Genomic DNA, 17,997 nt, shown 5'->3' on the forward strand with positions numbered 1-17,997 from the left:
ATGAACATAGGACTAAGAGAAGCTACCCTAAATTTTGAATTAAAAAATAACATCGGTGCAGAAGGGAAAAACTCTGATGTTTTCATAGCACACGATAAGCAATTTGATGCAGATATTGTAATAAAAAGAATACCTAAAGCAGATTTTAATTCGCCAAACGATTATTACAAAGAGGCTAAGTGTTTATATACTTCAAAGCATCAAAATATCGTTACAGTAAATTATTCTTGCGAAGATGATGACCATATATATATTGCAATGCCACATTATGGTAAAGGTTCTTTAGAATCTTTAACGAAAACAAGATTTTTAACAGTTAGAGAAATTCTTAAATATTCTATAGATTTTTTATCTGGTTTAAATCATATTCACACAAAAGGACTAATACATTTTGACATAAAGCCAACTAATATTTTAATATCTGATTCTAATGAAGCATTGGTTACTGATTTTGGTTTAGCAAAATTTACAAATATCCACAGAGTTGCCGAACAAGATAAATTTTACAGTTTACATACAGCACCTGAATGTCTTGTAACTAATCAATTTACCATTCAAGTAGATATTTATCACGCTGGTTTAACTTTGTATAGAATTTGTAACGGTTCTAATATTTTTAAAAATCAACTTGCTGGCATAACATCGAAAGCAGAATTGGATAATTTAATCACATCAGGTAGTTTTCCTGATAGAAATTTCTTCTTACCTCATATTCCTCAAAAATTGAGAAATGTGATAAGAAAAGCTCTCTCTGTTAATCCATCTGATAGACATAACAATCTAATTGAACTTTTAAATGAACTTTCAAAAATTCAAGAGAATTTGGATTGGCAATTAAGTACAATTCCTAATGGTAATAAATGGGAATTAGATATGGATAATAAAACATACGATATTTCGTTAATAAATAATAATGGTTCTTTTAATATCGAGACATACAAGACTATGAAAAGTTCTGGAAATAGAACAAGAGTAAACGGAGATTTTAGAACTAATTTAACAATTCAAAAAGCCACAACAGAACTGAAGAAAATACTGAAGTCATATTAATTTCGTAAATTTGTAGTCTAGTTTTATTCAATGAAAGTAAATAAAACAACATATAATCCTAATAAAAATTTGACTAGAGGGGAACTTTCAAACCCTTTTTCAAATTCTTCAATTCATTCTAGAATTAAAAAATCTGGTGCCATCGATTTGAAAAATAACTCCGTGTGGACTGAAAAAAACGGTTATTCTCAAGTAAAACCAATTGATAAAACAAAGAAACTGAAATAAATTACGTTGGGTAACACCGTATATAATTTATTGCTAGTTCTCGCCTACTTACGAAAATCCTCGCGGACTTTCTATCTGTGATTTATTTGCTAACTTTAGTGCTTAAAACACGCAACAAACCATATACAACAACGTTAACTGCACGTAAAAAACTAGAAACTAATTAAACGTTCATAATATTATAAAAGAAAGCTATTTTGAAAATGTATTTCGTAGAATAATTGAAGAATAATGCTTGTAAATTTAAAAAGTAAACATAAGCGATTCTAGCGCTCGTTTGTAACGAGTGCTTCACAGTCAAAACAATCTTACAACTTCCCCTTAATCCTCTCCAGCTCATCAATCACTTTTTGTAAAGCTTCGGTTGGGTTTTCTTCTTCTTTTGTTGGGTAAAACAAATCGCGAATATCTACATCTAGTGTTTTGGCAATCTTTACTAATAACTCAGGTTTTGGAAAACTATTCCCTTGAACAATATTAGAAATACTTGCAGGCGTAACGCCAACTTTTTCGGCTAAATCTTTCCCGGTAATCTCTTTTTCTTTTAAAACTTCTTTCAGTCGTAAAATATTCATGCGTTATAATCTGTAATAATTAAGGTAAAACTACGGAAATTATAGAGATACGTATATAAATCTATCAAAAATTATAGTTTCATGTAAAAGTATTAAAATTATAGAGATACTAAATAAATTTAGTGAAAATTATAGTTTAACTTGAATTAAATAAAAGTAATATTTATATTTGAAGTGTAATTATTATAGTAATACTAAATATTTAACGCTTTTTAATAGATCATATGACAACACAACAGCAATTAAACAAAGAATTGGTAGCCGAATTAAAAGAAATAAAGCAAGAACTTGCCAAATACAAGCACAGTTTTGAAACCGAAATGAACATTAAAAACTATTTGTACTTCTTTATATTAACCAATGATTTAGTAGCGTCATTACAAGAATTTCAAAAAAAGTATAATAATGACAACGGAGATTATTATATAAAATCCTTGGAGTACTTAGTGCGTACAAGTACGTAGTAATGGTTAATTCTATCCTTTTTTGCAAAGTAGGCAATTTCTCTCTATTCAAAATTTCGTATTCAACGCACCTTTGTTACAACAACGACGGAATCCGAAAAGTCAATAATAATAGAGTAGGAAAACCAAAAACTAAAAGTTATGAGTACAACAGCACAACAAAAAAGACCATTAAGAGGGCATAATCGCAGTCATATACAAAATGTTCCTGAACACAAAGTTGAATTACCAGCTCCAAAAGTTTCACTACCAAATGATATGTATTTACATACGCCAACGTATGATACAGCTAATCCAAATGGATGTTCTACAGAGTGGTGGTGGCATATTGGAACATTAAAGACAGCTACAGGTAGAGTTTTTGGATTTGAAATTAATGCGGCTGCATTTTATCCATTAGGTTTTACAGAAGTAATGCTTACAGATGTAAAAAATGGAGTTCACTATCACGAAACCAAATCAACATTTTCAGTATCAAAAGATTGGGCAGAAAGTGATCCGTCAAAACCTTGGAAAGTAAACTTAGAAGATGTATCAATGAGTGCTCCTGAAGCAACAGAGCCAACAAAGAATATGAAAGTTAAGGCATCGTTAGATGATGCTGCTACCAAAGCAACAGTATCGTTTGATTTGACACTTTCTCAAGAAGGAAAACCATTTTTTGTTTGGGGAACTGGAGAAGCGCCAAATCCGCCAAAACCAATAAAGTACGATAACAATTTCTACTTTTCGTTAACGCGTATACAAGCAAATGGTACTATTACAATTACTCCTGAAAATGGGACTCCAGAAATACATAATGTAACGGGCGTAACTTGGATGGATCACGAATGGGGAAAATTTGGTAATCATGGAAAAGGAGTGAAGTGGATTTTACAAGATATGCAATTGGACAACGGAATTACGATTTCTAGTTATTCAATGAAAACACCAGTACTACACGAAACTAGTTCAGGAGTAGCTACTGTTCAAGTAAGTGCAGAAGGTGGATCGTTCTTTGTTCCAACAAAATTGAAACCAACCAAATCTACAACTATAGAAGGTAAGGAGTATTTTACAGAAGTATCTGTTGAAGTTGAAGGTCTTGGTTCATTTGTAGTGAAAACTTTATTCCCTGATCAAGTGTTTGACGGAGGCGTATACGAAGGTGTAGGATCTGTAACAGGCACAGTAACACTAGATGGTGTTACTAGTGATGTTTCAGGTACGGCATGGCTTGAGCAAACAAATTAATAGGGATACATAGTAAGTATTTAATAAAAGATGTTAAAAGCGGGATTTCTTATATAGATGTCCCGCTTTTTGCATTAAATAAAAACAAATCATATAAGCTCCTTTTGATTTACTTTCTTTTAGTAATTTTGACCCAACCCGTTGTGGCTAATTTAAAACTGTTTTTTTATGGAAGATGTATACTGCCCAGCATGCAAAGAAGAAATAAAAGGGAAATACTGTTCGGAGTGTGGTACTAAAGGACTTCATAAAAGTGAAATTGATGGATTAATTGTTAAGAATTGGTGGGAAGAAAAAGATTTGAAACGAGTGGTAGAAAATTCGGAAGTTCAAGATGTCATTAAACATTATTTAGCACAATCTAAAAAAAGTATTTCTGCAGATGATTTTCTTCATAAAATGGATACTATATTTTCTCCTTTAACTGGAGTTTCCTTGAAAAAAGTAGCAGAAGTATCACTTCCAATATATAAAAGACTTGGTGTAAAAACGGGGAAATCTAAAACAGTACATTACACAGATGTAATACAGAAAATGTTACTAAAAATACTTTGTTCGTTAGCAAAGAACAATTATCCTTTAATTGAAGCCAAACAAGCCGTTAATGGAATGATACTCATTGGAGAAATTCCTTCAGATATGAAAACCTTTGGCGGAGAAGTTGTAGTTTCTTTAAAAGAAAATGAAGAGGAAATTGAAGTACGTGTTGACGCAAAGATAAAAGGACAACTTTTTGATTGGGGAAAAAGTAAAAGCGTCATTAAAAATATTTATAAAGACATTGAAGAGTTCAAATTAGACTTAACTAAACTGTAAAGTAACTATTCAAAGTCATTAATAAATTGTAACATTCAAAACCTTCTGAGTACATATATACAAAGAAACTGTATGAACGAACTCTTAGCCCTAAACAAATCATTTTTAACAAAAGCCTTCTTTTGGATTAGCGGTATTCTTTCTGGATTATTTTCTCTGTATGTATATTTCTTTTATGCTGAAATTACGAGCAAGTGGATGCTTATTATATATAGTTTCACTTTAATTATATTGCCTTTATTTATAATTTCTGTTTGGAGTTTTGATTGGTTTCGCAAAAGGAGATACAAAAAAAGAATATTAGCTAAAAAACCTTTTTCTGCACTAGAAACAATTGGTTTTACACATAAAGTAATAAAATCTAATCATAATAGCTTAGTAGATTATGCACATATTGCCGAAATCAATGAATGTCAAATAGTATTTGATGTAGAAATTAATAAGCCAAAAATAGCAACCTTTACTATTTACGGACGTACAAGTCATTTAACTACGAAAGAATATGTACAAAAAGCAATGGATTATGAGTATAGTAATATTGAATTTAGCCCGAGTTCATTCACAAAAAAAATAAATACTAAAAATGAAACTATACAGTCTGTTCAGCAACTCCAAAGTATTTTACAAGAGTTTACTCATATTGTCAAAAAAGAAAAGTACGAACCTATTGTTATCACAGATACAATGCCCATATAGTTAAATATTGTATTTTGAATAGTATTCCTGTAACGTTTCTAATTTTCTCAACACTTATATTTCATAAGAATATGCACTATGAAAAGAAAAAATAAATTTTCAGGCTTTATGGAGTCATTCACTTCTTTTGTGAGTGATTATACTCGTTTTCAAATTATAGCAGCGTTGGTGTTTCTTGTTTTTTTAGTTTTAGCTGTCATCTTCAAGAAGCTATTTGTACATTTATTTTAATGATATAAAACGAAGCTTGCTTTGTTAGTTTCGTAAAATAACACAACATATATTACTTCAATAGTACATCATAGATAACATTCAGCATTTCATTACGTAATTTTGAATTCCTATGATTTAATAAAATAATAATTCTCCAATTTTTTGCCCTATTATAACATAGCATAGACGATTGTCTCATAGAATCTCCCGATTTTAAATACAATTGCTAAGCTTATTTTTTGAAGATATAGTAATGAGGAATACCGCTAAAAATAAAGAGATGAATATTGAAATGTTTACAATCGTAAATAAATAGTTGAAATCCTGCATGTATGTGAATCGGTTTCGTAGTTTTTAAAACTATAATAAACTTGGATGAAAACAAAATATAAGATGACTATTTGTTGTAATGTAGCATGCTGTTTTTTTTTGAGAATTAATATATTTTTAAATTGATCAATTATCAAATCTTCAAATCGCTTCTATTGCTACATTATCAAATTAACGTACTTTTGCAATCAGATTAGAAGACAATGAGACAAGATAATTTTAAAATGGTTGCCAAAACCTTACATGGTTTTGAAGATTTACTCGAAGACGAACTAAAAAGATTAGGCGCGATGGACATCCGAAAAGGAACGCGTAACGTTACGTTTAGAGGAGACAAAGGGTTTATGTACAAAGCAAACTTATGCTTACGTACGGCAATTAAGATTTTAAAACCAATTCGCTATTTTAAAATTAAAAATGAACAAGATTTATACGATCAGGTATATAACATGCATTGGGATAAGTATTTAACGCATAATGATACTTTTGCGATTGATGCTACAGTTGCTTCAGAACAGTTTACACATTCACAATTTATTGCTTTAAAAACAAAAGATGCAATTGCGGATAAGTTTCGTAATACAGAAGGAAGAAGACCGAATGTAGATATTAAATTCCCAACATTACGTATTCATGTACACATTCAAAACAATGATTGTAGTATTTCATTAGATAGTTCTGGTGGTTCACTACACAAACGTGGATATAAAACGGCAACGAATATTGCACCAATTAATGAAGTACTAGCAGCAGGTTTAGTGATGTTATCTGGTTGGGACGGACAATCTGATTTGCTCGATCCTATGTGCGGAAGTGGAACAATTGCTATTGAAGCAGCAATGATTGCATGTAACATTCCTCCAAATATCAATAGAAAAGAATTTGGTTTTGAAAAGTGGCAAGATTGGGATGTTGATTTGTTTGAAAAAATAGAAGAATCAGCACTAAAAAAGATTCGCGAATTTCACCATGATATTTACGGATATGATAAGGCGCCATCTGCAGTTCAGAAAGCAAAAGACAATGTTAGAAACGCAAATTTGAGTGATTATATAAAGATTCGTCAGCAAAACTTCTTTGAAACAAAAAAAGAAGGTGATGAAAAGTTACATATTTTGTTCAATCCGCCATACGGTGAACGTTTACATATTGATATGGAACAATTTTACGCTGAAATAGGTGACACTTTAAAACAAGGATATTCCAATACAAATGCATGGTTTATTACTTCAAATTTAGAAGCCTTAAAATTTGTAGGATTACGTCCATCACGTAAAATAAAAGTATTTAACGGTAAGTTAGAATCACGTTTGGTAAAATACGAAATGTACGCAGGAAGTAAGAAAGCAAAGTTTCAAAAGAAAAATACAGACGATTAAAATAGACAACAGATGAAACCAAAAACAAAAGCATTGCTATTTAATTTTGTAGCGTTTATGGCGCTCTTTTTAGTATTTCGTTTTACTTTAGGATATATTATTCCGATAAGTGGATTATGGTTGTCTTTACTTTGTGCAGTAATTGCAAGTGTACTTGCTCCTAAGTTTGCAGTCGTAAACAATGGAGGAAAAGAAAAAGTAATGATGAAAAGTTTATTTGGTGATGGGAGAGAGGTATGATGTTTCGTAAAATATATCTTGCTTTTTTAAGTGCATGTTTTCTTTTGATATCTTGTGTGTCAACAAAAACAAGCATTTCTTCACAGGTGACTCATCATGAATCAGCTACATATGAATTTCTCCCAATGTTTATATGTCATAATGCGAAGTTTCTAAAACAACATCATATAGAAGAAGAGTTTGGTAAGATAAAAGAATTTACGGTATCTGAAACTCAAGTTATATATAATGAAACTGTTATTGTTGATCTAGATCAATTCGATAAAAAGTATTCTTATTTAGTAGATTATTTTAAAGATGCAAGAGGCAAATACTTGATCATTTCTGAAGTGAGTTCAAACGAGTTACAATCAAGTTCAGATTTTAATACTTTGTCTAGAAAGAAACTTTTTATCTGCGATTTATCCACAAGAAAAAAATATACATACAATTATACTTCTTCTAGTAGTGGGCTTATTTTGCCAAAAAGATATTATGAAACACTTAGATATGGTATTACTATAAAATCAATAGACACTGTAAAAAAGTTGCTTGTATTTGAAAAAGATATGAATAGTGTGAATACTATAAAAGTTCCAATGGTTGAGGTTACTTCGTTTTAAATAACACATTGTAATTTATAAGCCTCCAATTATGATGTTTTAAACTTCAGTTTTCTAGTATTTTTAGTTGTCTTTTAAATAGCGGTAATCGTTATTTTGTTAGGTTGTTAAGTCCGTTATATCTTTTTACTTTTCTTCTCTTTCTTGTCGATTTCCTTATTTTTCGTTTTACCATCTTAGACGATTGTGCAGTATCATCATCACTTGAATCAGACATATCTTCTAACATTTCTATAGTTGATAACGGCATAGTCATTTTCCTTGCGCGCATTTTCTTCCAGGCACCAGTTCCACCCATTTTTGCGCCTCCATCTTTTGCCCAAGTAGGAACATAAGCTCCATTTTTCCGATTAAAGGTCTTTTTCATTCCTTTTCTTTTCGCATATCTTATTGCGGCTCTTTCAGGTTTTCCTCCCACAGGATTTCGTTCATTGTGAGGCTCAGCAGCTGTTAACAGCCCGCTAAATAAAGATGCAGATGCTTTTGATTTTGTAGATAGTTTCAGGCTCGAAGGTTTTACAGGTTGTACATTAGACATATATGTTCCTGTTTCGTCTAAGATTTCTTTCTCTTTTCCACTGCTTGTTATGTTTTTATGTATGTCATCATAATTTGTTTTTGGTAACGCCTTTCTGTTGGGCCATTCTTTCTTATCCAAATTCGCATATGGTTGTGTGCTGTACATTCCTCTTCCTAACCTGATCGAACCAAATGGTGTTTTATGAATTACCCTATTATCTACATGACTTTTCTTTCCTTTTTTTCTATTGGTATAATCAATTCTAGCTTCATCGTGTCCTCTCTTAGTTCCCTTTTTTCGTGCTTTTTGTCTCTTTGTAGCACGATCTAATCTATCCAACATCTCTTTTTCGCGCTCTTCTTTTGTTTTCTCCTTTTTCTTGCCAAGTTGTATAACTGTATTTCCTCCTATAATAGAATTACTTGATCCATATGCCGTTGCATGTAATTGAGCAACATGCTTAGAGTGACGGCTGTTGTTAGCCATTTTTTGTTGTTTTCTTTGAACTGTAGCTTCAGGTCTATTATCAATTAACTGAAAAGGAGACGTTCCACTCTTTTTTTGAGAAACAGTATTGGCAACTGATTGATTTTTATGTTGTTGTTGTTGACCAGCATAAGTATTCATGTTTTTCCTTTTTAGATTTTGGGCAATTTTAAGCTATTAATTAGCTTTTCTAAAATTAAGATAAAATTTACATATTTACAATGCGTGTAACTACGTATGTTCTTTGTTCTTTTGTGCCAATAGTTCCATGGTGAGGTAGTATATATTTATAAATGCTATTTTAATTTTTCTAAAAACAAAAACAACTGATCTCTTGCATCTTTTTTTGCTTTGGTATCACCTTCTATGGTTCCGCCAAATTCAAATTCGTAAGTCTTTCCATCAATAGTCATGTTTCCAGTTGTGATACTTGAATTGATATCAGGATGTGTAGAAATTAAATGACCTGCATTATCATATTGTATGTTTTTAAAGTCATACTTAAAATTAGCTGTTTTAATTCTTTCAGCTAACATATCAGCCATGGTTGCCGCTGGCCAAACTTGATCATCTAAACCAGAAAACAACAAAATGGGACCTTTACTATTTTCAATCTTAATAATTGCTTTTGCTACTTTGTTTGTTTTAGTTAAACCATTTTCCCAATATGGTAATGTTTGAATTTTTGCAGTATTGTTTCCCTGAATTTTATTCATTGGTACATAGGGAATAGCTATTCCTTTGTATTTCCAACTTGGTTTTATTGTATTAGCACTGTACGGGAGCACGGTATTTGACCAACTTACAGCACTTGGTGCATATGCTACAACACCATGAATATATTCCGGAAATGTAGTAGCAAGTACCAACGCTAATTCTGCATTTCTTGAAGCGCCCATTACTACAATTTTGTCCGAATTTACAGCTGATTGTTTTGAAAGCCATTTGAATGCTTTTTCAAAATATTCAAGATTGATTTCTTCAGCTAATTTGGGTAAACCTTCTCTTCGTGTATAGGGTAATGATAGGCTTGCATACCCTTTTTTTGAAATTTGTTCTGCCCAATAATCGCCCCATTGTCCACCACCAATTAGTATAACTGTTGGTTGCGATTGCGTATCATTTTTAGCATAATAGTTTCCTTGAAAACCATTTTTATGTATAGCTTTTGCTTTAACACCATTATATAAAAAATGATCAGCAATAAAATATCCAAATATGAATACTGCAATAATTCCTATAATAAAACTGTATTTTTTGCTATTTTTCATGTGACTAGTTTAGTTATATGTACAAATGAATGATTGTCTTTATATGAGTGTACATAGAAACTGGAATGTTACATGTTTAGTTTATTTTAGAGGGATTTGTAGTTTTTTCTTTATGAGTAATTTAATTTCTAATTCAGTATCCAGAAAACATTCTAAATAAAAATCTTTTTCATATTTCATGAACCAACTATTTTGATTTAGGTCTTCGCAGATTGTTTTTACATATCTACTTATAAGTGCTATTAATGCGATCTTTACTTCTTTATTATACTTGTTGAAGTTTGGGAATACTCTAAATAAATTCCATTGTATACTTTCAAACTTACCTGTATTAGGTTTATATTTAATATTTCTGCTATTCCTGTTTGTAGCACCATATTCAACCTTAACTAAAGCAGTATTAGTATTGGTTTTAAAATTAATTTTAATACCTACAATTATTTCAGGTTCTCTAAGAAAAATAATTCCTCCAGCAAATGTTTTTAGAACATGATATTTTCCTTTGGATTTGAATAATTCAAAATCATCTTTAAGTAATAACGTATGATTTTGTTCCGTTTTTGAGGAAATGATATCAAATGCAGTATTCAATCCTTTAGTAAGATTTTTGCTGCTTCTTGAAAAGTCAATACTTTCTATTTCCTCAATCAATGTTTTTATCTTTATTCAAATATTAATTGTTTGTTGTTTTATCTCTTTTTCCGTAAAACTTAACTAAAATATTTCCAAAAATGAAATACAACACTAGTACCGTAACTGCGCCTATTAAATAACCATTTTCTAAGAATTTTGAATATTCATAATTATAACAAAATATACTTATCGCTATTATAAATTGCAGCACAGCATAACTTATATTTCCTTTTGAAGTATAGCCAAACATTCCGAGGAAATGAGTTTTAGTAAGTCCAAAAATTAGATGAGGTATTGCATTCGCAATTAAAGCACCAATGATAAAATCGATCAGATTCATTCTTTTAATAAATTTTCCAAATATTGAATTACATCCATATACTTATCATCATGTAACTTTTCAACAAACGCAGGATTTTCTTTTCTGTATACAGCTAACATTCTACTACTTGTATTTTTAGAATGTGTTACATTGGCAATACGATCGCATAGTTTTATAAAGATAGCGTAAGGTGTATTTCTGATACCTTCATAGTATTTGTCCCCAGCGCGTTCACTTCGTGTTTTTCCTTTGTCATTGGTTAATGCATAAGCTAACTCTGCAATATCTTCATTTAATGCTTTTTTTACATCATTATAAGTTTCACGTGCATCTTCAATAACATCGTGAACCCAACAACCTGCTAACACATTTTGCTGTGCTTCTTCTGGAATTAAATATAGAAATTGATTTGCAGCATTGACAACCATTTGCAAATGAAATTCATACGGATATTGATCATACATATGATTTGCATCGCGATGTTTTTCTGAAGCGTATACACGTGCTTTTTCGTGAATCGTCATAAATAAATATGTTTTTCTGCGATTAGAATTTATTTTGTTCTTTACGTGCTCTTATAGGATACGCTGGTCGTTTAGGATATACTTTTGGATTTTCCTTTAGTTGCTTTAAAGCAATTTCAATTGCTTTCTCTAATTGTGGATCGCGTCCTTGAATAACTAATTTAGGCAATTGATCTACTTCAACATCTGGTGCGACACCTTCGTTTTCTACAGTATATCCATTTTCATCCCAAAAGGCAATATTTGGAGCAGTTACAACGCCACCATCTATGAATTCTGGATATCCTAAAATACCGACCAATCCGCCCCAAGTACGTTTTCCAACAATAGTTCCCATGTTTTGCCTTTTAAAAGCCCAAGGAAGATAATCGCCGCCAGAACCAGCACCTTCATTTACGAGCATTACTTTTGGTCCGTCAATAGAAGCGCTAGGCGTTCGTAAATCTTTACCATATCTAAAGTTCCAACCAGACATTTTTGATCTTTGTAAAATATCTAAATAATAATCTGCTAGTAATCCTCCACCATTAAAACGTTCGTCAATAATGACTGCTTTTTTATTTGTCTGTGGGAAGAAGTAACGTTTGAAATATTCATGACCTTGTCCAGCAGTATTAGGAACGTATACATATGCAACTTGCCCATTAGTAGCTTCATCTACTTTTTTGATATTGTTTTCTACCCAAGCACGATTTCTAAGTTGTATTTCTCCATAAATAGGCACAACTTTCACAGTTCTACGATTTGTACCATCTGCTTTAGCGCTAACTTCAAGCGTAACAATTTTACCAGCAGTATTTTCAAAGAAAGCATATAAGTTTTGATTAGCAGTTACGTTTTTACCATTTACAGAAAGTAAATAATCACCAACAGTAACATTTACTCCAGGTTCTGTTAACGGAGAGCGTAAGTTTGGATTCCAGTTAAGGCCTCCATATATTTTTGAAAATTGATAACGATTATTATTTACTTTATAATCTGCGCCAAGCAAACCACCACCAATATATGGAGCAGAGTTTAGTCGGTCTCCTGTATCTGCAAATCGATGATGTCCAACACCAAGTTCACTAAACATCCATTGCATCATTCTGTATAAATCACTTCTGTTAGTTACATGGGCAAGAAATGGTTTGTATTTCTTTTTCATCGATTTCCAGTTGATTCCGTGCATCCCAGGATCGTAGAAGTAATCACGATTTACGCGCCAAGCTTCTTCAAAAATGTTATTCCATTCTTTTACAGGATCAATTTTTACCTGAATGGAAGTGGTATTTACCGAATTGTCAGTTTTTGAACCTATGGCAGTTACACCATAATCACCGTTTTTATAATACAACATTTGTTTTCCGTCACTAGAAAATTCAAAACTACTCGCTTGTGTAATTTCTTCTGCTTTTTGATCTTTTAAGCTAAATTTATAAATAGGTTGCGCAGCAAAGAAACTTGAATTCGGATTTCTTGATAAGTAAAATAGTTCACCTTCGTTGGCAATTTGTAAGTTGGAATAGTTTCCTGAGCGAATAGGAAGTGCTATGATTCTATGCTCAATTCCATCCCAATCAATTTTTAACGCAGTTTCTTCTTCTTCTTTAGCTGATGAATCCTTTTTTTCTGCAACTTCAATTACTTCTTCGTCATTCTTTTTCGCTAATGGCGAAATGGTCTCTTTTTGTAGGGTAATGAGGTAAATTGTATTGGAAGATTCCATATCTTGACTAGAAAGGTCAAACCAATTTAATAATGGACCTGCATCCGTTGAAGCGGTTAAGTAAATGTATTTTCCACTTGGATCAAAAACAACTTCGGAGATATTAGATAATCCATCAGAAATAGCAAATGATTTGTTTTCATCTACTGAATATACAAACGCTTTTTGATAGTATGTTTCTGTGATTTGCGTATATGTAACCCATTTTGAATCGTGCGACCAAGAACCAAAAATGTCTCTAAATGCACCAATTCCGTATAAAACATCAGAAGCTATTTTAGTGCTTTTTTTAGATGCAACATCTACTATGTAAATGCTTTTACTATTATCTGTATAGCATATTTTTTTACTATCAGGCGACCAATTTATATGTGCGTAAAAGCCATTTCCTTTGATTGAAATTTTTTCAACGCTATTGTCTTGTATGTTTTTTATATGTAATTCATATTCTCCAGAAGCATCTGAAAAATAAGCAATATGTTTCCCATTAGGAGACCATTGTGGGTCTTTTTCGTGTACGCCAGCTGTTTGTGAAATATTATTAACATCTCCTTTTTTTACAGGAACCGTAACAATTTCACCTCTAAAATCCATTACAAGTCGTTTTCCAGAAGGAGAAATACCGACCGATCGTATGTATTGATTTCCAGAAACAAAACGTGGACGTAATTCTAGTAAATCAGTTGCAATACCGATAGTAAGTTTTGTTTTCTGCTTTACAGCAGGATTATACGTATGTAAATATCCTGCTTGTTCATAGATTAATTCGTTATTATCTGATGAAATTGCCAATACAGGAAAGTCTTTATAAAATGTATGTTGTGTTACTTGTTTAGAATCCATATCGTACGAATAGATATTGAATTCTCCATTACGATCCGATCGGAAGTATACTGTGTTTCTAATCCATTGCGGATTTGTATCGTTACTTCCTGTAGCTGGTTTTGGAATTTCGTCTACTTCATGTGTTTTTACATCATAAATCCAAATCTTTCCTTGTCGTCCACCACGATAGTTTTTCCATTGCGTATGCGCACTTCCAAAAGGTGTATATGCTATATATTTCGCATCTGGCGAATACGATGCGCTATGTGCGGTAGGTAGAGGTAACTTTGTAACTGGTCCACCATCAATACTTATGGTGTACAATTGTCTGTAATGATATACATGACTGTGTCTTCTAGAAGCGAAGAGAATATTTTTTCCGGTTTCGTCAAAGCTTCTCACTAAATCTGCATATGGATGCCAAGTAAGGCGTTTTGGAACACCGCCATTTACATCTATAATAAACACATCTATATTTCCATCATATTCTGCACTGAAAGCAATTTTAGATCCGTCAGGTGAGAAGATAGGATTTGATTCTATGCCTTCGTCAATAGTAAGTCTGATAGGGTTAGAACCATCTCTGTTGGCAACCCATAAATCCTCTGCATAGATAAAAGCAATTTTGTTTTTACTAATGGCAGGATTGGACATTAAGCGTGTGTCTTTTACATTCTGAGCAGTAATTGTACTTGTAAAGAATAGAAATAAAATTCCTAAAAGGAAGTTGGTGGTTGGTTGGAAAGGTTTCATTGGTATGTAAATGGTTAATTTTTTGATTGAGTTCAGAAATAGAAGTTGAAGATACTAAAAATACTAGTGTGACAATGCTTTATAAATGCTAGATATATGTTAAATAAATACTAAAAAAGTCATCTTGTTTAAAGATGACTTTTTAATATTTCTTAGGTGTTTATTTTGAATGTTTTAATAGCAGGGATCTAGCATATTGACTTATTCTTGCTCAGAATCTTCAACTTCTTCTTTCTTTTTCTTTGCTTTTTTGTAGATAGGAATGGAGTAACTTATGGTATAATTAAAACCAGCACCAACATTACTGTCGGTTGTTACTTTGTTAAATCCAGGAATGAATAAGTTTTGAAAGTTATCAGGTTCTTTCGTACTTAAGAGTCGATTTAAACGAACGCTAAACCCTAAATATATGTTTTTATATAATTCTACTTTTATTCCAGCAACAGCTTCAATCCAATGTGCATTTAAGCTAGAAAACTCTGTGCCTGGTGCAAATTCTAAATTGTCAGGATTTTCTAAATGTGTATCGTTTATGTAGATACGATAGCTGTTTAAAGTTTGCTTATGTGTACTGTATCCATAACGCAAACCAACAAAGATGGAATTTTCCATTCCAAACCAGTTTTCATAGGCATTAAAATCGAATCCTACTTTTAAATAGCTTCCTTCTGTAGTAAAGTTTAGTTGATCTTCATCAACTGTTTTCTTTTCATTCCCTAATTCGGCAGCTAAATAAAACTTTTTGGTAATTCTAAAATCTCCTACGACTTCAAAACCTTGGTAATCTTTTTCAAGTAACACTCGAATTGGTCTACTTAAATCTAATCCAATACGTAATCCGTAATTATCTTTATTGGGAGATAGAGTATCTTTTACAACTTCTGTAGCTTCTTTTTCAGTAGTTGTTTCTTCTGAGTTTTCTTGTGCAAAGCTTATGCTAAATACCAAGAATGCGAGTATACTAGTGATATATTTTAACATGCGCTATAGTTTCATTTTGAATAGTAAATTGTGTAATGGCTATTCCTGTTGTTGTATTGATCCAATTGTCTGAATCAGTGGTAACAACAACGCCAGTTCCAGCATCATCTAATCTATAATTTGTAGCATAACCACAAGCTCTAGAAAGAAAAATTTCAGAAGTTTCATAGTTAAATGTGATGAGGTCTGAATTTCCAGCAGTAATATTTCCGTCACTATCTGTTTCATATCCAGAGAAGAAACGATATACTGTAGTGTTTTCTTGTGTATGTAATGGAATAGATATCGTATTTACAGTATCAGCATTATCCTGAATTGGAGATGCAGTATTGGGATCTAAGTTTGGATTTAATGCTTCTACAAATAAGTTCGTTACATTTTTTGCAACATCTTCTCCTGTAGCGATCATAATATCTGCATCAAAAAAATCAATCACTAATCTTGGAGTCGTAAGCGTTCCTTCTGCACAAATATCATCTTTCTCACATGAAAAGGAGAAAACAGCTGTTGCAATAACTAAGCAGATAACTCCTATATACGATAGTTTTTTCATATTATTTAATTTCTCTTTTCTAAAAGTACAACATTTTCAATATGATGTGTTTGTGGAAACATATCAACGGCTTGTACTTTGGTTACTTTATATGTTTCGTCCATCAAAGCTAAATCGCGCGCTTGTGTAGCACTGTTGCAACTTACGTAGACTACTTTTTTAGGTGCAATGTTTAAAATTTGTTGCACTACATCTGCATGCATTCCGTCACGTGGTGGATCAGTAATAATAATATCTGGTGTTCCATGAGCTTCAATGAATTCAGTATTAAAAACCTTTTTCATATCTCCAACAAAGAATTCTGTATTTGTAATATTATTAAATGCAGCATTTTCTTTAGCAGCTTCAATAGCTTCAGGAACCGATTCTACACCCACTACTTTTTTCGCTTTTTTCGATACAAATTGTGCAATAGTACCTGTTCCTGTATACAAATCATATACCAATTCATCACCAACTAAACCAGCAAAGTCACGCGTGATTTTATACAATTCATGTGCTTGATCAGAATTTGTTTGATAGAATGATTTGGCATTAATCTTAAACTTCAAACCTTCCATTTCTTCAAAAATATGATCACGCCCGTTAAAACAGATTACTTCCTGATCGTAAATAGTGTCATTTCCTTTTCCATTAATTACATACAATAACGCTGTAATTTCAGGGAATGTTTCTTTTATATAATTTAAAAGTAACTCACGCTTTGCAATGTCTTCTTTGTAGAATTGTACCAATACCATTACTTCACCGATAGAAGACGTACGAATCATCAATGTTCGTAATAATCCTCTTTGGTTTCTTGTATTAAAGAAAGCAATGTCGTATGTTGTAGCAAATTCTTTAATTGCATTTCTGATTGCATTTGATGGATCAGCTTGTAAGTGACATTTCTTTACATCTAAAATCTTGTCCCACATGCCTGGGATATGAAATCCTAGTGCATTTCTATCACCTAAATCTTCACCAGAATCTACTTCTTCTTGTGTTAACCAACGACTATCCGAAAACGAGAACTCCATTTTATTTCTGTAAAAATACTGTTCGGCACTTCCTAAAATTGGTGTTAACTCAGGTAATTCAACTTTCCCAATACGTGTTAAATTATTCAACACTTCTTTCTGCTTGTAAAACAATTGGTGTTTATATTCCATATGTTGCCACTTGCAACCACCACAAGTTCCAAAATGTTCACAAACAGGTTCGGTACGTTTATCAGAATACGAATGAAAGTGTATAACTTTCCCTTCGTAAAACGCTTTTCGTTTTTTATATGTTTGAATATCTACCACATCACCGGGAACGGCATTTGGTAAAAATATCACATTTCCATCTTCAGTTTTAGCGACTGTTTTCCCTTTTGTAGCAGTATCTACCACTTCAACTTGTTCAAACACTTTCTTACGATTCTTTCTTCCCATGCGGCAAAAATAACAATAGCGGTAAATATATATATAATTTATGTGGGCAATATTTAAAAAAGTGTGAAAAGTTTTTGTGAATGGTTATTAAATCTTAGGTGTTTACTCAATGAAATAATACAAAAGACTAATTTTCACCATTTATTATAGATGCCCGAATGATTGTTTTATAAAATC

Annotated in this window: 18 protein-coding genes; 8 read left to right on the plus strand and 10 right to left on the minus strand. The window is 31.9% G+C overall.

All coding sequences use genetic code 11. From position 1 onward, the window contains the following. A complete protein-coding gene (locus Q0828_RS23115) occupies positions 1 to 1,050 on the plus strand; it encodes a serine/threonine-protein kinase (protein ID WP_298427379.1) in 1,050 nt (349 codons plus the stop codon). A gap of 536 nt (positions 1,051 to 1,586) precedes the next feature. Here the strand turns inward: Q0828_RS23115 and Q0828_RS23120 are convergent. Continuing rightward, positions 1,587 to 1,853 (minus strand): helix-turn-helix transcriptional regulator, encoded by a 267-nt coding sequence (locus tag Q0828_RS23120; protein WP_298427382.1) that lies wholly within the window; start codon positions 1,851 to 1,853, stop codon positions 1,587 to 1,589. A 224-nt stretch (positions 1,854 to 2,077) separates the two neighbouring features. On the opposite strand from Q0828_RS23120, the gene Q0828_RS23125 reads away from it, so the two are divergent. From Q0828_RS23125 to Q0828_RS23155, 7 genes are all read left to right on the plus strand, one after another. Beyond that, positions 2,078 to 2,317 (plus strand): hypothetical protein, encoded by a 240-nt coding sequence (locus Q0828_RS23125; RefSeq protein WP_298427385.1) that lies wholly within the window; start codon positions 2,078 to 2,080, stop codon positions 2,315 to 2,317. 141 nt (positions 2,318 to 2,458) lie between these two features. Next, entirely contained in the window at positions 2,459 to 3,550 is a 1,092-nt protein-coding gene (locus tag Q0828_RS23130; protein WP_298427388.1) for a lipocalin-like domain-containing protein, read from the plus strand. A gap of 168 nt (positions 3,551 to 3,718) precedes the next feature. After that, positions 3,719 to 4,366: a hypothetical protein gene (locus tag Q0828_RS23135; RefSeq protein WP_298427390.1), complete on the plus strand. Its 648-nt coding sequence runs from the start codon at positions 3,719 to 3,721 to the stop codon at positions 4,364 to 4,366. A 72-nt stretch (positions 4,367 to 4,438) separates the two neighbouring features. After that, positions 4,439 to 5,062, plus strand: coding sequence for a hypothetical protein (locus Q0828_RS23140; protein WP_298427395.1), 624 nt, complete (start codon positions 4,439 to 4,441; stop codon positions 5,060 to 5,062). A 746-nt stretch (positions 5,063 to 5,808) separates the two neighbouring features. Continuing rightward, positions 5,809 to 6,984 carry a class I SAM-dependent RNA methyltransferase gene (locus tag Q0828_RS23145; protein ID WP_298427397.1) on the plus strand — a complete coding sequence of 392 codons (1,176 nt, stop codon included), beginning with the start codon at positions 5,809 to 5,811 and terminating at the stop codon, positions 6,982 to 6,984. 12 nt (positions 6,985 to 6,996) lie between these two features. After that, entirely contained in the window at positions 6,997 to 7,224 is a 228-nt protein-coding gene (locus Q0828_RS23150; protein WP_298427400.1) for a hypothetical protein, read from the plus strand. 125 nt (positions 7,225 to 7,349) lie between these two features. Further along, on the plus strand, positions 7,350 to 7,826 hold the full coding sequence (locus Q0828_RS23155; RefSeq protein WP_298427403.1) for a hypothetical protein: 477 nt from the start codon (positions 7,350 to 7,352) through the stop codon (positions 7,824 to 7,826). A gap of 91 nt (positions 7,827 to 7,917) precedes the next feature. Here Q0828_RS23155 and Q0828_RS23160 read toward each other — a convergent pair whose 3' ends face one another. From Q0828_RS23160 to rlmD, 9 genes are all read right to left on the minus strand, one after another. Further along, on the minus strand, positions 7,918 to 8,973 hold the full coding sequence (locus Q0828_RS23160; RefSeq protein WP_298427405.1) for a hypothetical protein: 1,056 nt from the start codon (positions 8,971 to 8,973) through the stop codon (positions 7,918 to 7,920). A gap of 155 nt (positions 8,974 to 9,128) precedes the next feature. Continuing rightward, positions 9,129 to 10,103, minus strand: coding sequence for an acyl-CoA thioester hydrolase/BAAT C-terminal domain-containing protein (locus Q0828_RS23165; protein WP_298427408.1), 975 nt, complete (start codon positions 10,101 to 10,103; stop codon positions 9,129 to 9,131). A gap of 81 nt (positions 10,104 to 10,184) precedes the next feature. Next, entirely contained in the window at positions 10,185 to 10,754 is a 570-nt protein-coding gene (locus tag Q0828_RS23170) for a hypothetical protein (RefSeq protein ID WP_298427410.1), read from the minus strand. A gap of 22 nt (positions 10,755 to 10,776) precedes the next feature. Further along, the gene (locus Q0828_RS23175) at positions 10,777 to 11,076 is read right to left on the minus strand and encodes a hypothetical protein (RefSeq protein ID WP_298427413.1); all 300 of its coding nucleotides are present in this window, start codon (positions 11,074 to 11,076) and stop codon (positions 10,777 to 10,779) included. After that, positions 11,073 to 11,582: a phosphohydrolase gene (locus tag Q0828_RS23180; protein ID WP_298427416.1), complete on the minus strand. Its 510-nt coding sequence runs from the start codon at positions 11,580 to 11,582 to the stop codon at positions 11,073 to 11,075. Before Q0828_RS23180 ends, Q0828_RS23175 begins: the two co-directional genes overlap by 4 nt. Positions 11,583 to 11,604: 22 nt before the next feature. Beyond that, positions 11,605 to 14,868 carry a S41 family peptidase gene (locus Q0828_RS23185; RefSeq protein ID WP_298427420.1) on the minus strand — a complete coding sequence of 1,088 codons (3,264 nt, stop codon included), beginning with the start codon at positions 14,866 to 14,868 and terminating at the stop codon, positions 11,605 to 11,607. A gap of 201 nt (positions 14,869 to 15,069) precedes the next feature. Beyond that, the gene (locus Q0828_RS23190) at positions 15,070 to 15,849 is read right to left on the minus strand and encodes a DUF6048 family protein (RefSeq protein WP_298427423.1); all 780 of its coding nucleotides are present in this window, start codon (positions 15,847 to 15,849) and stop codon (positions 15,070 to 15,072) included. Then, positions 15,830 to 16,402 (minus strand): DUF6452 family protein, encoded by a 573-nt coding sequence (locus Q0828_RS23195; protein ID WP_298427426.1) that lies wholly within the window; start codon positions 16,400 to 16,402, stop codon positions 15,830 to 15,832. Before Q0828_RS23195 ends, Q0828_RS23190 begins: the two co-directional genes overlap by 20 nt. A 5-nt stretch (positions 16,403 to 16,407) precedes the next feature. Continuing rightward, positions 16,408 to 17,820 carry a 23S rRNA (uracil(1939)-C(5))-methyltransferase RlmD gene (rlmD, locus tag Q0828_RS23200; protein WP_298427429.1) on the minus strand — a complete coding sequence of 471 codons (1,413 nt, stop codon included), beginning with the start codon at positions 17,818 to 17,820 and terminating at the stop codon, positions 16,408 to 16,410. Between the last annotated feature and the right edge of the window lie 177 nt (positions 17,821 to 17,997).

This window comes from uncultured Kordia sp., assembly GCF_947496985.1.
Classification (GTDB): Bacteria; Bacteroidota; Bacteroidia; order Flavobacteriales; family Flavobacteriaceae; genus Kordia.

Excerpts from the sequence above, each read along its gene's own strand:
- Q0828_RS23150 (WP_298427400.1), top strand. The coding sequence starts at position 6,997 with ATGAAACCAAAAACAAAAGCATTGCTATTTAATTTTGTAGCGTTTATG.
- Q0828_RS23180 (WP_298427416.1), bottom strand. The coding sequence starts at position 11,582 with ATGACGATTCACGAAAAAGCACGTGTATACGCTTCAGAAAAACATCGC.
- Q0828_RS23130 (WP_298427388.1), top strand. The coding sequence starts at position 2,459 with ATGAGTACAACAGCACAACAAAAAAGACCATTAAGAGGGCATAATCGC.
- Q0828_RS23175 (WP_298427413.1), bottom strand. The coding sequence starts at position 11,076 with ATGAATCTGATCGATTTTATCATTGGTGCTTTAATTGCGAATGCAATA.
- Q0828_RS23115 (WP_298427379.1), top strand. The coding sequence starts at position 1 with ATGAACATAGGACTAAGAGAAGCTACCCTAAATTTTGAATTAAAAAAT.
- Q0828_RS23155 (WP_298427403.1), top strand. The coding sequence starts at position 7,350 with ATGTTTATATGTCATAATGCGAAGTTTCTAAAACAACATCATATAGAA.
- rlmD (WP_298427429.1), bottom strand. The coding sequence starts at position 17,820 with ATGGGAAGAAAGAATCGTAAGAAAGTGTTTGAACAAGTTGAAGTGGTA.
- Q0828_RS23140 (WP_298427395.1), top strand. The coding sequence starts at position 4,439 with ATGAACGAACTCTTAGCCCTAAACAAATCATTTTTAACAAAAGCCTTC.
- Q0828_RS23195 (WP_298427426.1), bottom strand. The coding sequence starts at position 16,402 with ATGAAAAAACTATCGTATATAGGAGTTATCTGCTTAGTTATTGCAACA.
- Q0828_RS23160 (WP_298427405.1), bottom strand. The coding sequence starts at position 8,973 with ATGAATACTTATGCTGGTCAACAACAACAACATAAAAATCAATCAGTT.
- Q0828_RS23190 (WP_298427423.1), bottom strand. The coding sequence starts at position 15,849 with ATGTTAAAATATATCACTAGTATACTCGCATTCTTGGTATTTAGCATA.
- Q0828_RS23120 (WP_298427382.1), bottom strand. The coding sequence starts at position 1,853 with ATGAATATTTTACGACTGAAAGAAGTTTTAAAAGAAAAAGAGATTACC.
- Q0828_RS23125 (WP_298427385.1), top strand. The coding sequence starts at position 2,078 with ATGACAACACAACAGCAATTAAACAAAGAATTGGTAGCCGAATTAAAA.
- Q0828_RS23145 (WP_298427397.1), top strand. The coding sequence starts at position 5,809 with ATGAGACAAGATAATTTTAAAATGGTTGCCAAAACCTTACATGGTTTT.
- Q0828_RS23135 (WP_298427390.1), top strand. The coding sequence starts at position 3,719 with ATGGAAGATGTATACTGCCCAGCATGCAAAGAAGAAATAAAAGGGAAA.
- Q0828_RS23165 (WP_298427408.1), bottom strand. The coding sequence starts at position 10,103 with ATGAAAAATAGCAAAAAATACAGTTTTATTATAGGAATTATTGCAGTA.
- Q0828_RS23185 (WP_298427420.1), bottom strand. The coding sequence starts at position 14,868 with ATGAAACCTTTCCAACCAACCACCAACTTCCTTTTAGGAATTTTATTT.